Origin of the sequence: Pedobacter sp. MC2016-15 (assembly GCF_026239695.1) — a bacterium.
Lineage (GTDB): Bacteria > Bacteroidota > Bacteroidia > Sphingobacteriales > Sphingobacteriaceae > Pedobacter.
Map to the genome: position 1 here is coordinate 130,991 of NZ_JAPIVS010000002.1, position 15,490 is coordinate 146,480.

General features: G+C 42.1%; 14 protein-coding genes. 7 read left to right on the forward strand and 7 right to left on the reverse strand.

All coding sequences use genetic code 11. From position 1 onward, the window contains the following. The first annotated feature begins 36 nt into the window (after positions 1–36). Positions 37–1,671 carry an Ig-like domain-containing protein gene (locus tag OQY15_RS05300; RefSeq protein WP_265788627.1) on the forward strand — a complete coding sequence of 545 codons (1,635 nt, stop codon included), beginning with the start codon at positions 37–39 and terminating at the stop codon, positions 1,669–1,671. On the opposite strand, the gene OQY15_RS05305 is transcribed toward OQY15_RS05300, so the two are convergent. Next, on the reverse strand, positions 1,672–2,181 hold the full coding sequence (locus tag OQY15_RS05305; protein ID WP_265788629.1) for a gamma carbonic anhydrase family protein: 510 nt from the start codon (positions 2,179–2,181) through the stop codon (positions 1,672–1,674). It lies immediately after the preceding gene. 5 nt (positions 2,182–2,186) lie between these two features. Further along, positions 2,187–3,773 carry an L-aspartate oxidase gene (nadB, locus tag OQY15_RS05310; protein WP_265788631.1) on the reverse strand — a complete coding sequence of 529 codons (1,587 nt, stop codon included), beginning with the start codon at positions 3,771–3,773 and terminating at the stop codon, positions 2,187–2,189. Between the two features lie 398 nt (positions 3,774–4,171). Here nadB and nadA point away from each other — a divergent pair, with 398 nt between their 5' ends. Further along, positions 4,172–5,164: a quinolinate synthase NadA gene (gene nadA / locus OQY15_RS05315; protein WP_265788633.1), complete on the forward strand. Its 993-nt coding sequence runs from the start codon at positions 4,172–4,174 to the stop codon at positions 5,162–5,164. 9 nt (positions 5,165–5,173) lie between these two features. Then, positions 5,174–6,214 carry a thiamine-phosphate kinase gene (gene thiL / locus OQY15_RS05320; protein ID WP_265788635.1) on the forward strand — a complete coding sequence of 347 codons (1,041 nt, stop codon included), beginning with the start codon at positions 5,174–5,176 and terminating at the stop codon, positions 6,212–6,214. Here thiL and rmuC read toward each other — a convergent pair. After that, on the reverse strand, positions 6,209–7,534 hold the full coding sequence (rmuC, locus tag OQY15_RS05325) for a DNA recombination protein RmuC (RefSeq protein WP_265788637.1): 1,326 nt from the start codon (positions 7,532–7,534) through the stop codon (positions 6,209–6,211). The two genes, thiL and rmuC, sit on opposite strands and share 6 nt — an antisense overlap. Positions 7,535–7,791: 257 nt before the next feature. On the opposite strand from rmuC, the gene OQY15_RS05330 reads away from it, so the two are divergent. Continuing rightward, positions 7,792–8,487, forward strand: a complete 696-nt coding sequence (locus tag OQY15_RS05330) for a zinc metallopeptidase (protein ID WP_265788639.1) — start codon at positions 7,792–7,794, stop codon at positions 8,485–8,487. Between the two features lie 21 nt (positions 8,488–8,508). Here the strand turns inward: OQY15_RS05330 and apaG are convergent, their stop codons facing one another. Then, positions 8,509–8,895 (reverse strand): Co2+/Mg2+ efflux protein ApaG, encoded by a 387-nt coding sequence (apaG, locus tag OQY15_RS05335; RefSeq protein WP_265788641.1) that lies wholly within the window; start codon positions 8,893–8,895, stop codon positions 8,509–8,511. 34 nt (positions 8,896–8,929) lie between these two features. Continuing rightward, entirely contained in the window at positions 8,930–9,937 is a 1,008-nt protein-coding gene (gene dusB / locus OQY15_RS05340; RefSeq protein ID WP_265788644.1) for a tRNA dihydrouridine synthase DusB, read from the reverse strand. 53 nt (positions 9,938–9,990) lie between these two features. Between dusB and OQY15_RS05345 the strand changes: the two genes are divergently transcribed. From OQY15_RS05345 to OQY15_RS05355, 3 genes are read left to right on the forward strand one after another with little or no spacing between them, the layout of a single operon-like run. After that, on the forward strand, positions 9,991–10,923 hold the full coding sequence (locus tag OQY15_RS05345; protein WP_265788646.1) for a CPBP family intramembrane glutamic endopeptidase: 933 nt from the start codon (positions 9,991–9,993) through the stop codon (positions 10,921–10,923). Further along, positions 10,904–11,113 carry a DUF2007 domain-containing protein gene (locus OQY15_RS05350; protein ID WP_265788649.1) on the forward strand — a complete coding sequence of 70 codons (210 nt, stop codon included), beginning with the start codon at positions 10,904–10,906 and terminating at the stop codon, positions 11,111–11,113. Before OQY15_RS05345 ends, OQY15_RS05350 begins: the two co-directional genes overlap by 20 nt. Next, positions 11,110–11,919 carry a phosphatidate cytidylyltransferase gene (locus tag OQY15_RS05355; protein ID WP_265788651.1) on the forward strand — a complete coding sequence of 270 codons (810 nt, stop codon included), beginning with the start codon at positions 11,110–11,112 and terminating at the stop codon, positions 11,917–11,919. The genes OQY15_RS05350 and OQY15_RS05355 overlap by 4 nt, the downstream gene beginning before the upstream one ends. Here the strand turns inward: OQY15_RS05355 and OQY15_RS05360 are convergent. Continuing rightward, positions 11,916–12,131: a DUF3820 family protein gene (locus tag OQY15_RS05360; RefSeq protein ID WP_265788653.1), complete on the reverse strand. Its 216-nt coding sequence runs from the start codon at positions 12,129–12,131 to the stop codon at positions 11,916–11,918. The two genes, OQY15_RS05355 and OQY15_RS05360, sit on opposite strands and share 4 nt — an antisense overlap. A gap of 9 nt (positions 12,132–12,140) precedes the next feature. Further along, a complete protein-coding gene (gene mfd / locus OQY15_RS05365; protein ID WP_265788655.1) occupies positions 12,141–15,482 on the reverse strand; it encodes a transcription-repair coupling factor in 3,342 nt (1,113 codons plus the stop codon). Between the last annotated feature and the right edge of the window lie 8 nt (positions 15,483–15,490).

A 15,490-nucleotide genomic window follows, 5' to 3' on the forward strand; every position in this document is an offset into this window, starting at 1 on the left:
TCCAAAATATAGATAAGTTTATTATATCGCATATAAATGGCTAAAAACAAGTTACTACAGCATTCTCCGAATTTATTACTTGCTTTTCTGATCCTGTTCGGAATTTGGGGCTGTGCGAGCGTCGGAGCCGGTCCGCAGGGAGGCCCAAAAGATACAAAACCACCAAAAGTACTTTCCATCACGCCAAAAAATCTGACCAGGAATTTTTCAGCAAAAAAAATAGTCATACAATTTGACGAATACTTCAAACTGGCAGATCAGCAGAAACAATTTTCGATATCACCGGATGTTGAGGTTTTACCACAATTGAAGGTAAAGGGAAAATCCCTGGAAATTACACTTCCTGATTCACTGGAAAAAAATACAACTTACACGCTGAATTTTGGCAAAGGAATCGTTGACGTTAATGAAGGCAACGTGCTCAAAAATTTCAGTTACGTTTTTGCTACGGGTCCTTCTCTTGATTCCCTGAGCATTTCAGGAAATATCAAAGATTCACAAACAGGTAAACCTGTAATTGAAGGAGTGGCTTTTGTATTCCCTATTGCCAGGGATACCCTCTTTGGAAAAAAGAAAGCTTCCATCTACACACTTACCGACAGTAGTGGAAACTACAGGATCAGCAACCTGAGATCTGAAACCTATAAAGTTTACGCCTTAAAAGAGCAGGGCAGTGATAAAATTTATCAGCAAAGTTCTGATGAGATTGGTTTTATCAAAGAGCCTCTCAAGCTGACAAAAGATACTTCAAATGTGAATATGGTGATCTTTAAAGAAGACGCTAAAGTTTTCAGGGTAAATGACAGAAGGCTTAATGCTGACGGAAGTATCTCCATTTCCTTTAACCAGAAACTTAAAAAACCAGGGATCACCATCTCCGATCCCAAAAGTATTGATGCCGCAAAATTGGTAAAGTTCAATAAAACCAATGATTCTGTAAAAGTATGGCTGAAAGAACTGAACTTCGACTCTACAAAAGTAGATATCACGGATAGCGGAAAGGTACTGCAGACGATCAAACTGAACAGGGGTAAAAAAGACTCCTACACCCGTAATGTTCAGGCAACAGATAACCTGGAAGGCAACCTGCTCAATCCCAACAAACCACTGCAGCTGACCTTCGGCATTCCTGTAGAAGCGGTAGATCCCTCGAAAATTACACTGATGGAAGATTCCGTGGTAAAGACGGATTTTACCCTTCGTAAAGACAGCTCAGATATCCTCTCCTACAACTTTATATACCCATGGAGGGCAAACAGCAGCTATGACATTAAATTTGGTGCAGGAGCCTTTACAGCGATCTTTGATGCCAAAAATAAAGACTTTACCAAGAAGTTCCAGCTGGCTAAAAGGGATGATTACGGAACATTGGTAGTTAAACTTGTAGTGCCTGAACCCAATAAACAATACCTGCTGGAGATTACAAATGAAGCAAAAGCAGTGGTGAATACCCTCATTGTGGCGAGAGATACTACTGTAACCTTCGCAAATTACCGGGCAGGAAGATATTTTATCCGGATCATTTATGACAACAATAAAAATGGTATCTGGGATACTGGTGATGTGAAGGCGGGGATTCAGCCCGAAAAAATCTGGGCCGAATCAAAAGAGCTTTCTATCCGTGCAAACTGGGACAGAAATGAAACCATCGAATTACCAAAAGAACAGTAATTATCTGAACCAGTCAGCGTACATGATATAGTTATCAGGCAGCTTATTCAATAAAGCCCGTTGCTCTTCAGTAATGGGCTTTATTTTTTTTGCAGGAACTCCCGCATATAAGTAACCACTTTCACAAATTGTGCGTTCAAGTATCACAGAACCCGCAGCAATGATGCAATACTCTTCTACGATTGCATCATCCATCACAATAGCTCCCATACCGACCAGAACATGATCTTTTAACGTACAGCCATGGACAATTGCATTGTGCCCTACAGATACCCTGTTTCCAATCGTGGTGGCAGCTTTCTGGTAGGTAGCATGAATTACTGCACCATCCTGGATATTGGAGTCGTTACCAATGGTAATGCTGTTTACATCGCCCCTGATGACTGCATTAAACCATACTGAACAATTTGTACCCATGCTTACATCCCCTACAATCGTTGCATTGGGAGCAATAAAACAATGATCGCCCCAAACAGGGTTTTTATCTAAAACCGGAAGAATTACAGCCATATCTATTAAAAAGTTGTGTCAGTCAGCTCCGCAGCATGACCAGGATAATCAGTTGTATAATGGAGGCCCCTGCTCTCTTTGCGTGACATTGCAGATTTAATGATCACAAACGCAACCTGAATTACATTACGCAATTCACAAAGTTTCACCGAAACCTGGTTTGTTTTATAAAATGCTTCAGTTTCTTCATGCAGTAAAAACAAACGGCGCATCGCACGATCCAGACGGAAATCAGACCGTACAATTCCGACATAGTCACTCATCAGTTTTTGCGTTTCGCGCAGGTTATGCGTTACCAGGATATCCTCGTCAGACTGTACTACACCATGATCGTTCCAGTCCGGAATATTATCAGGAATCACAATATCTTTGAACTTTTCTATAGCATCCAGATAGATTCTGTGAGCAAAAACAGGAGCCTCCAGCAATGAATTGGAAGCAAGTCTGTTTGCACCATGCAATCCTGTCGAAGAACACTCACCACATGCATAAAGGTGGTTGATCGTAGATCTGCCATAATCATCCACGAGAATGCCACCACACATATAATGTGCTGCAGGAGTAACCGGGATCAGATCATTCGTCATGTCAATTCCTATAGATAAACACTTTGCATATATATTTGGAAAATGCGCCAATATGTCAGCTTTTTTACGGTGACGAATATCCAGGTAAACGAAATCTTCACCAGATTTTTTCATCTCAGAATCAATGGCACGGGCAACAATATCGCGTGGTGCAAGAGATCCACGCTCATCATATTCGTACATAAATTCTTCCCCGTTCTTTCTTTTCAACATCCCACCAAAGCCTCTTACAGCCTCCGAGATCAGGAACGAAGGATACTCTCCGGGGTTATATAATGCTGTAGGATGAAACTGTATGAACTCCATATTCCGCAATTTCCCTTTCGCCCGGTATACCATAGCCATTCCATCTCCGGTAGCAATCACCGGATTAGTGGTGCTGGAATAGACATGACCGGCACCACCGGAAGCAAGGATAGTCACCTTAGCTAAGATCTTTTCAACATCGTTAAGTTCTGTATTAAAGGCATATACACCAAAACAGTTAATATCTTTTGTCGTCTTGTCAACAAACTCACCCAGGTGATGCTGGGTTATCAACTCCAAACAGAAGTAATGTGTTAATATCTCTATATTGTCATTTTCATGAATTTGCCTCAGTAAAGCACTCTCAATCTCGTATCCGGTAACGTCTTTATAATGTAAAATACGATGATCGGAATGGCCACCCTCTTTTGCCAGATCGTAAGCCCCCGCGATGGTCTTATCGAAGTTAATTCCGTAATCAATGATCTCCTGAATGCGCTGAGGCCCCTCTTTTACAACGATTTCCACAATCTCCGGATCACATAAACCATCGCCCGCAATTAAAGTATCATGAATATGTTTTTCGAAAGAATCATCCTTATTAACTACTACAGCTACACCTCCCTGGGCATATTTGGTATTTGATTCGTCTTCATTTGATTTGGTAATGATAATTACCTTTCCGTGCCTGGCAGCCTTTAAAGCAAAGCTTAAACCTGCAATACCCGACCCTATTACTAAAAAATCCGCGTTTTTCATTGATTTCTGCTAACTCCACCGTCTTGTTAACAACGTTGGAAAAGTGTTAATTACATGTCTAAATAAATAGAGTAACTATTTAAGAATGTTTAAAGCTAAGGGAAAATGAGAATTACACACAATATTTTAAGTTATTTTTAAGCAACTTTGCATCAGTTATTAACGATTTACTCCACTACTAACAATTAACATATTCATATTGATAAGTTTTAAGTTCGAAAAATATCTGATTGTAAATCAGCAGCTATTTGTCAGAAAAATCTCATTTACTTGTTAGTAACTATAGAACAAATCATTTTAAAGAATAAAAAGCCCGGAGTTACAAACATTACTAACACACTAATAAACAATAGAAGTCTATTTATATTAAATAATTATTAATTATTGAAACGTTGAAAATGGATACCTTAGAAGAATTAAACAGAAGAGGATTTGTAGAAGAAAGTATCGACCCAACACTTGATCTTTTTGATGAAATTGAAAAGCTAAAAAAAGAGAAAAATGCAATAGTGCTGGCGCACTACTATCAAGAACCTGATATACAGGACGTTGCTGACTATTTGGGAGACAGTTTAGGTCTTTCTCAGGAAGCTGCAAAAACAGAGGCAGACGTGATTGTATTCGCAGGAGTACATTTTATGGCTGAAACAGCTAAAATACTTTCTCCGGAGAAAACTGTTCTATTGCCTGACGTAAAAGCAGGCTGTTCATTAGCAGATAGTTGTCCTCCACATTTGTTTAAAAAGTTTAAAGAGAAATATCCGGATCACCTGGTGATTACCTATGTGAACTGCACAGCTGAGTTAAAAGCGATGAGTGATATCGTTTGTACCTCTACGAATGCAGTACAAATTGTGCAAAGTCTGCCAAAAGAGCAGAAGATTATATTTGGGCCTGATAAAAATCTTGGGGCATGGGTAGCAAAAAAAACAGGCAGAGATCTGGTTTTATGGAATGGGGCCTGTATGGTACATGAAATCTTTTCAAGAGAGAAGATTACCAAACTGAAAGAGCGCCACCCAAATGCTAAATTTATTGCGCATCCTGAATGTGAGGAAGCCGTATTGCAGATGGCAGATTACATCGGATCTACGACAGGACTGCTGAATTACTCTATCAACAATGAGGCAACGGAATTTATCGTGGCCACAGAGAGCGGGATCATTCACCAGATGGAGAAAGCTAATCCTGGAAAAACGTTTATTCCTGCACCACCGAATAACAATTGTGCATGTAATGATTGTCCTTACATGAAGAGAAATACGCTGGAAAAACTGTATTTATGTTTAAAAAATGGAAGCCCTGAAGTGACAGTGCCTTCAGATATTATTGCAGCAGCAAGAAAACCAATTGAAAGAATGCTGGAAATATCAGCAAGTCTGGGATTATAAAGAAAAATTATGTTTGAAAATAAAGAGCGTACAGATCTGTCAGAACTGGGTGAATTTGGCCTGATCAGGCATTTGACTGATAATTTTAAGATCAGGCATGAAAGCAGTATCAAAGGAATCGGAGACGATGCCGCTGTATTGCACGCAGGAGATAAAGAAATGCTGATCTCAACGGATTTGCTGCTGGAAGGTATTCATTTTGACCTGGCATACGTGCCCCTCATGCATTTGGGATATAAGGCTGTTCAGGTCAATCTGAGCGATATTTACGCCATGAATGGGGTTGCTACCCAGATCACCGTTTCGCTGGGCTTATCGAGCAAATTTCCGCTGGAGGCTGTAGAAGAAATTTACAAGGGTATAGAGCTGGCCTGCAATAAATTTAACATCGACCTGATCGGAGGAGATACTTCATCCAGCAAACAAGGCCTGGTGATCAGTGTAACCAGTATAGGATTTGCTGACAAAGCTGATATTGTTTACCGCAATGGAGCTCAGGAAGGCGATTTATTATGTGTTTCCGGGGATCTTGGGGGCGCTTATGTGGGGCTTCAGATTCTGGAACGTGAAAAACAGATTTTCCTGGAAAACCCAAATATTCAGCCAGATCTGGAAGGTAAAGATTATATCATTGAGAGACAGCTGAAGCCTGAAGGCAGAAGGGATATTGTAGACCTGCTGGCCCAGATGAAAATTGTACCTACTTCAATGATTGATGTTTCTGACGGACTGGCTTCGGAGATCATGCATATCTGCAAGGAATCTGACAAGGGTTGTACGATTTATGAAGATAAACTGCCTATTGATCCGATGACCTATGAAACGGCCAGGGAACTTGGAATAGATCCTACCGTTTGTGCTTTAAATGGCGGTGAGGATTATGAATTGCTATTCACAATCAAACAGGATGACTATACCAAACTCAAACACGATGTGGATATCAGTGTAATCGGTCATATGACCGATAAGGCTTCCGGCAGTAAAATGATTTCCAAATCCAACGTTGTCCATGAGCTTAAAGCTCAGGGATGGAACGCTTTTAAGTTATAGAATATCGTCTTCAGTTAAGGCTGGGTCCAGAAATTTATGATCAATCTGTTTCGTAGTTTTTGCACCCAGCTTTTTTATTTTATCCGCTGTGTTGGCCAGGTTTCCGGCTCCGGAAGACAGCTTGTTCAGCGCTTTGTCGTACGCATCATGACTTTGGCGGATGTTTCTGCCAATACTCTCCATATCAGTGAGGAAACCTACAAATTTATCATACATCGTACCGCTGAGACGCGCAATTTCCAGTACATTTCTGTTTTGTCTTTCCTGCTTCCATATACTGGATATGGTACGCAGGGTTGCCAGCAGGGTAGACGGACTTACGATGACCACTTTCTTGTCCCAGGCATAATTAAAAAGTTCTGCATCTTTTTGCACCGCAATCCCAAATGAAGATTCAATGGGGATAAAAAGCAAAACAAAATCAGGAGAATTAATCTGGTACAGGGCATGATAATTTTTACCGGAAAGGTCCTGAATGTGGTTTTTGAGAGAGAGCAGATGCTGCCTGACATATATTTCCCGCTCTTCCTCCGTTTCAGCAGAAACATATTTTTCATAGGCAATCAGCGAAACCTTGGCATCTACAACAATGTGTTTATCATCAGGCAGGTCAATGATTACATCAGGTTGTACCCTGTTTCCCGTCGATGTATTGAAACTCGATTGTATACGGTATTCCTGGTCTTTAACCAGTCCTGATCGTTCTAAAACGCGTTCCAGAATGATCTCTCCCCAGTTTCCCTGTTTTTTATTGTCGCCTTTAAGTGCTCTGGTCAGATTATTGGCATCTTCCTGGATCTGTCTGCTTTGATCCATCAGCTGTGAGATCACGCCCTTGAGTATATTCCGCTCGTCTGACTCCGCTTTATACACACGGTCGACCTTTTCCTCAAATGCCTTGATATTATCCTTTAGCGGGCTTAAAATGAGTTCCATGCTCGCCTTGTTCTGTAAGGTAAACCTGGAGGTCTTTTCTTCAAGGATCTGACTGGCGATCTGTTCAAACTGCAGTTTAAACTGCTGCTGTAGTTCTGCGATATATTTTTCCTGCTGAACTTGTTTTTCCAGCTGCGCATTGAGTATTTCTTCAGCTTTGACTGCCCTGCTCCTTTCGTTCATGAAACCTGTCCTCAGGTCTGCCAGTTCATCTTCCAGTCGTTGTTTCTCCTCTCTGTAGTAGCTGAGACTGCGCTGATGTTCTGCTTCCTTTACACTGAGCATTTCCAGATGTCCTGACTGCTCATTTACAGGCTTCTTAAAAAGAAGAAAAATTAAAGCGGCCATGACGATAACCAGTAATACAATGATGATACTATCCATTTGCTAATATTTTTATCAAAAATCTATATTATTAATCATTTTAACAAGCTTATTAGTAATGACTATGAGGTGTTCGTTTATTTGATGCAGATTTTTTTGGACAAAATTGTGGAATTTTTTTGCTGGGGAGATCTGTCCATGCGGACTTTTGGCCCTTAAATAGCCTGGTAACATTGATTTTATGATTAATTAGACAGGATAATATGGTTAGGAACAATTTTTGATTTAATAAAAGGAAGAAAATACACAATAAGAAAATGGGAGCCTATTTGATTTTAATTATTCCGGTACTGATTGCAAGTATGTTCGTACAATGGAGATTCAGGAGCAAATTTTCCAAATATGCCGAAATGCAATTAAATTCCGGACTTTCCGGGCATGAGGTAGCGGAAAAAATGCTGCATGACAATGGCATATACGATGTAAGGGTGATTAGTGCTGAGGGACAACTGACAGATCATTATAATCCTGCTGATAAAACTGTAAACCTGAGTACTGATGTCTATTATGGACGTAGTGTAGCTGCTGCAGCTGTAGCTGCCCATGAATGTGGACATGCCGTACAGCATGCAAAAGCATACAGCTGGCTGGAATTGCGCTCCATGATGGTTCCTGTAGTCAGTATTTCCTCAAATTTATTACAATGGGTACTGATCATCGGTATATTGCTGATTGGTTTTACCGGCAATCCTTTGGTACTGGGTATCGGTGTTGCGGGGCTTGCGCTGATCACTATCTTTAGTTTTATCACACTTCCCGTAGAGTTTGATGCCAGCAGAAGGGCTTTGATCTGGCTGAAAAACAATCGTGCAGTGATGTATACTGCGGAAGAAAATTCACAGGCTAAAGATGCATTATGGTGGGCAGCAATGACCTACGTAGTAGCTGCACTGGGTGCACTGGCAAATCTGCTGTACTACGCTTCAATGTTATTCGGAAGAAACAGAAATTAAGTTTAAAGGTACCTGTGCCGCTTAATTTAAGCGGTAAGGTACTATCAATTGAAATTCAGGGATGTCTACAGTCAAATCTGTATCATCAGCCATACGGTGCATCAGGTAAGTGCCGGACATTGATCCGATATCGGTGGTCAGATTACAACCTGAAACATAAGAATAACTATCTCCGGGTTCGATCACAGGCTGTATACCCACTACACCCTCACCTTCAACTTCACGCTGGGTACCATTAGAGTCAAAAATAAACCATTGACGGCGCATTAACTGCACGGCATAGTCTGACAGATTTTCTACAGTGATCTGGTAAGCAAACATGAAATGTTCTTTTTCGGGATTGGAATATTCTTCCTGATAAACAGTATCAACTGAAATTTTTACGCCCTGTGTAATTGCTGTAACCATTTTAAAGATATTTATAAGCAGTGTTTTTCAAAAATCAAGCCATTTCACCATCAGGTAAGATGTATTGATATTTATCTGACACTTCGTCTAAGATAGCATGAATGGTTTCGATATTGTCTTCTTTAACCAATAACATGCGGTAATTTTTGAAGTCGGGCAAACCTTTGAAATAATTGGCATAATGGCGTCTCATTTCAAAAATACCCACTTTTTGACCTTTCCAGGCAATTGATTTATCAAGATGGGTGCGGCAAACTGCTACCCTTTCTTCTACAGTTGGGCCCGCCAGCTTTTCTCCGGTTTTGAAGTAATGTGCAATCTCCCTGAAAATCCATGGATAGCCTATTGCTGCCCTCCCTATCATGATACCATCTACTTCAAACTCACGTCGCCAGGCGAAAGCTTTTTCCGGACTGTCCACATCTCCATTTCCAAAAACAGGAATTTTAATCCGCGGGTTTCTCTTGATATCACGGATCATGCGCCAGTCTGCTTCACCCTTATACATCTGTGATCTGGTCCTTCCATGAATAGTCAGGGCCTGTATCCCGATATCCTGAAGCCTTTCGGCAACCTCATCTACGTTTTTGGTATTGTCATCCCAGCCCAGCCTTGTTTTCACGGTCACTGGTAGATGGGTAGCCCTCACTACGGCATCAGTCATCTTTACCATCTTGTCAATATCCTGCAGCAAGGCAGAACCAGCGCCCTTACAGGCCACCTGTTTTACCGGACAGCCATAATTGATATCGATCAGATCTGGTTTTGCGAGGGTAGCGATCTCCGTAGCTTCGTGCATGGTAGATATCTCGCTGCCAAAAATCTGGATACCGATGGGTCTTTCGTATTCAAATATGTCAAGTTTCTGGCGACTTTTAGCGGCATCCCGTATCAGTCCCTCAGAAGAAATAAATTCTGTGTACATCATGTCCACTCCGCTTTGTTTACATACAAAACGGAAAGGGGGATCGCTCACATCTTCCATGGGTGCAAGCAATAAAGGGAACTCTCCCAGGTCAATATTTCCTATCTTTACAGACATTTTTCTATCTTCAGTCCAAAATTTAAGATACAAAGGTACAAAAATCCCTAATAATGAATTTCAGTCTGGCACCAAGAGAAGAAAAATCTGCTTATACCCAATTGCTTATCCTTGCCTGTTATGCACTGGCAGGAGCAGTAGTAGGATCATTATTAAGTGTCGTTGCACTGGTTGCCTTATACGGGATGGAGATCATGCAAAACACGATGGCATTGTCAACAGGAGACCCTGCGTATCTGGCCGGGCTGCGGATCGCCCAGTCGCTCACCTCCCTTTGTTTGTTCTTAATACCACCTGTGCTGCTTGCAATTACCGAAAAGACACGTATCACCACATTTTACGGATTTAAAAGACCGAAGCCTGTACTCCTGCTGATCGTACTGCTGATCATGTTGTCATCGCTGCCGCTCATGGAGTGGCTTACGCTGAGTAATCAGAAAATGGTTTTACCTGAGTATTTAAAATCAGTGGAAAACTGGATGCGTGAGAAAGAGGCTGCGGCGATGAATATGACGATCTTATTACTAAGGATCAGGGGTTTTGGGGAGTTTTTGGTGAATATTCTGATCATTGCCTTGTTACCGGCAGTTGCTGAAGAACTACTTTTCAGGGGTGGAGTACAACGATCTTTCAGCAGGATGTTTCGTAATCCGCATATCGCAATCTGGGTATCTGCGTTTATTTTCAGTGCCATTCACATGCAGTTTTTCGGATTTTTTCCGAGGCTGATTTTGGGAGCTGCATTCGGATATATCTATCTGTGGACAGGCAGCTTATGGTATGCCATGCTGGCCCATTTCCTGAACAATGCTTATGCAGTTTGCCAGGCCTGGTATATGCAGACGCATGGTATTCCGCTTGACCAGGTAGATAATTCTGCATATTTTCCATGGTATGCATATGTTATTAGCTTAATTTTGAGCATATTTTTATTTAAATATCTAAAAGATAAAACCACACAGAGCGATGGAAAACAATTGGGTTAAGGTTTATACAACACAGGATGCAATTTCGGCAGAAATCATCAAACAGGGATTGGTAGAGAATGATATCGCTGCGGTAATCATGAATAAAAAAGATTCTTCATACCAGAATTTCGGACTGGTAGATGTGATGGTGAATGCAGCTGATCAGGAAGCTGCCGAAGCCTATATTAAATCTACTGAAAGCGAATGAAAACAAGGGCAATAACGGCGTTTTTCTTCACTATTGTGATGCTGGGCTCTATTTTCCTGGGAGCATATACCTTTACCGGATTTTATTTACTGCTGAGCGTATTTGCGCTGGCGGAATTTTATAAGCTGATCGGTACAGCGGAGGTTAAACCTCATGCTGCTGTCGGATTAACCGCCAGTGCGGTGATATTTTTGCTGACGGCAAGTTATCATTTCTTTGCAGTAGATACCAAATACCTGCTGCTGCTGATTCCACTGGTATTCTCTGTATTTCTTTTTGAGTTGTACAGAAAGGATAAAACACCCTTTACCAATATTGCATTTACGTTTACGGGTTTGTTTTTTGTCACTATTCCCTTTTGTTTCTACTATTCCCTGGGCTTTCTGAGTGATTGGAACCTCTATAACTTTCACCTGCCACTGGCATTTTTACTGATGTTATGGGCAAGTGATACAGGAGCTTATCTCTTTGGCAGAAAACTGGGGGCACATAAACTATTTGAACGTCACTCACCAAAGAAAACCTGGGAGGGATTTTTTGGGGGCATGTTTACCAGTGTACTCGTTTCCTTTATCGTATCTTTCTTTTTTACAGAAATCAGTTTCCTGATCTGGGCCGGAATGGCGGTGCTGATCGTGAGTTTTGGAACCTTGGGAGATCTGGTAGAGTCTATGCTGAAAAGGAGCTTAAACGCCAAGGATTCCGGCAATCTTTTACCAGGACATGGCGGCTTGCTGGACAGGTTTGACGGCTTGTTGATTGCTGCCCCTATCGTATTTGCTTATCTGTATCTGGTATTAAATTAGCGGCTGTTTCTGATCGGTTTTAGCAGGTATTCCAGACCATTGAGCCTGATCTCATACATCGTGCCCAGCAGCTCTCCTAATTTACCAGGTGGAAATCCCTTGCTGTGAAACCATACCAGATAAGACTCTGGCAGGTCGCACAACAGTTTGTCCTTGTATTTGCCAAAAGGCATTCTCATGGTAACCAGGTCGGTCAAGAGGTTTGGGTTCATTCTATATGTTTATTGAGCCACCATTTCCAGCATTTCTATCGCATCTTCAACCGTTCTGAGGTCTTCAAAAGCAATTCTCAGCGTATCTTTCACCTCTTTAAGGTTACACATCCTTGGATGCTGCTGCGCAAAGTTCAGGATTTTATGGAACATCGGTGAATCGAAGAAATTGGATTGTTTGTTCGCAATGAAATAACCTCTGAGCACGCCTTTTTTGAAGCTAAGTTTTTCAAAACCCAGTTTTTTTGCAGACCACTGCAGACGCAGTACGCTCAGCATGGTTTTAACAGGTCGTGGGACATTTCCGAAACGATCTTTCAGTGATGTTTCAAAGGCCTTTAGCTGCTCTTCAGTATCCAGTTTGGACAGTTCAGTATAGAGATTATAACGTTCCGTAATATTGGTAACATAGTCATCAGGAATGTACAGCTCCAGATCGGTATCAATCTGCGTAAAGGTCACGAAAGGGCGTTCCTTGTCCTCTTTAAAGAGATCTTTGAACTCATCCGATTTCAGTTCCTGTATCGCCTCATCCAGGATCTTATGGTACATTTCGAAACCAATTTCTGCAATAAATCCGCTTTGTTCTGCACCCAGCAGGTTTCCACTGCCACGGATATCCAGATCGCGCATAGCGATATTGAAGCCACTGCCCAGATCTGAAAACTCTTCGATCGCACTGAGGCGTTTTCTGGCTTCTGAAGTCAGCGTGGACAATGGCGGGCTCAGCAGATAACAGAAAGCCTTTTTATTGGATCGTCCTACACGTCCGCGCATCTGGTGAAGATCGCTCAGTCCGAACATATGGGCATGGTTGATGATGATCGTATTGGCATTTGGAATATCCAGACCTGCCTCAATGATGGTTGTAGCCACCAGCACATCTTTCTCTCCATTGATAAAGTCGAGCATAACATCTTCCAGAGCATCCCCGTCAAGCTGACCGTGGGCAATACCGATTCTGGCCTTAGGTACCAGCGTCTGTATCAGTCCACCCAGCTGTGGAAGGTCGTTTACCCGGTTATGGATAAAGAATACCTGTCCACCCCTGTCCAGCTCAAACTGAACGGATTCCTGGATGAGTTTATCATTGAAAACATGAAGTTCTGTGTTTACCGCCTGCCTGTTTGGCGGTGGGGTACTCATGATGGAAAGGTCCCTGGCACCCATCAGTGAAAAGTGCAGTGTTCTTGGGATAGGTGTAGCCGTGAGCGTCAGTGTATCTACGTTTACACGTAGAGCACGCAGTTTCTCCTTGGCAGATACCCCAAATTTCTGTTCTTCATCAATGATCATGATGCCGAGCGACTTAAACTTAACGTCTTTGCTGAGCAATCTGTGGGTACCAATGATAATATCAATCTTACCTTCGGCTACAAGCGCCAGGGTCTCCTTGATCTGTTTACTGGTCTTGAAACGGTTGATATAGTCTACACGGCAAGGAAAGTCCTTCAGGCGGCCTGAAAAGGTCTTAAAATGCTGTAAGGCCAGGATGGTTGTTGGCACCAGCACTGCTGCCTGTTTTCCATTGGCCACAGCTTTAAAAGCTGCCCGTATTGCAATTTCTGTTTTTCCGAAGCCCACATCCCCACAAACCAGCCGGTCCATCGGATGAGGGGCTTCCATATCTTTTTTGACATCACTGGTAGCTTTTACCTGATCAGGGGTATCTTCATAGATAAATGAAGCCTCCAGCTCAGTTTCCAGGTAGCCATCGGGATCAAATGCAGTACCTACCTGAGATTTTCTCAGTGCATACAGTTTGATCAGGTCCCGGGCAATGTCTTTAACTTTTTTTTTTGTGGTTTTTTTGAGTTTGTCCCAGGCCTCGGTGCCCAGTTTATTCATTTTAGGGGCCGTTCCGTCTTTGCCGCTGTATTTTGCGATGCGGTTAAGGGAGTTGATATTCACATAGAGCAGGTCATTATCGGCATAGATGAGCCTGATCATTTCCTGGGTTTTACCATTTACTTCCACCTTCTCCAGTCCGGCATATTTACCGATACCATGGTCGATATGTGTCACGAAATCTCCGGGTTTAAGGTCCCTGAGGTCTTTCATGGTGATGGCCTGACTGCGCTGGTACCCTCTTTTTAACTTGTACTTGTAAAACCTGTCGAATATCTGGTGGTCCGTATACAAGGCAATGTGTTGCTGCGGATCGATAAACCCTTCGCGCAGCTGGATATTTACGGGCACAAACTTCACCGATTTATCAATATCATCGAGGATGGCATACAGGCGTTCTGTCTGTTTTGGGGAAGAACTGGAGATAAAATTAAAGATCCCGTTTGTTTCGTTTTCCCTGATGTTATTGATCAGCAGATGGAAATCCTTGTTGAAGGATGGCTGCGGTTTGGTGTCAAAAAGTACCACGTTCTCTGTGCGGTAGAAAAACTGTTTTCCAAATTCTACCAGTGCAAAATCATGAACGATATCTCCGATCATTTTTTCATCCGAGAAAGCAAATTTGGGATCTATCCAGTCCAGGTTTTCCTGTTTATCATTCGCCGGCAGTGCTTTCCAGAGCTCAACAGCTTTTTTATATCCACCTTTGATGATATCCAGGGTAAATTCTACGTCTTTGATCCATAGCTGGGTATCTTTGTCAATATAATCGAGCAGGTTGATATTGCTTTCTGTAAGGTATTTGGATTGAACATTTGGAATAATCGTCAGCGTTTTCACATCTTCGACAGACAGCTGTGTATCAATTTCAAAGGTTCTGATACTCTCCACTTCATCCCCAAAAAATTCAATCCGGTACGGCAGGTCGTGCGAAAAAGAGAAGATATCCACGATACCACCCCTGATAGAGAACTGCCCGGGTTCATAAACAAAATCGCTGCGTTCAAAATCGTAATCAATCAAAAATTCATTGATAAAATCAATTCCCAGTTTGATGCCAATGCTAATTTCAAGGGTGTTTTTTTCGAGAACATTTCTGTCGATCACCTTTTCGGCAAGTGCTTCAGGATAGGTAACCACAATTTTGCCGTAGGACGACTGATGGTTGAGCTCATTGAGCACTTCGGCCCTGGCGAGGACATTTCCGGTGTCTACCTGTGTAAAATCAAATGATTTACGAAAGGATGAAGGGAATAGCAGCACCTCTTTTTCGAGGATACTTTCCAGGTCGGCCATAAAGTAAGCCGCCTCTTCCCTGTCGGGCAAAATAAAGAGCTGAGGTTTATGCAGCAGAAAATATGTTGCTACAGCAATCACAGCATCGGAAGAACCTACTAATCCCTTTAGCTGAAGTTTAGTACCTTTACCCGTGTTGAGGGTCTTTGCCAGCGCTTCGATGCGCTCATCAGTTTTATATCTGTTGATCAGGTCGCGAATGTTCACTCTGCAAA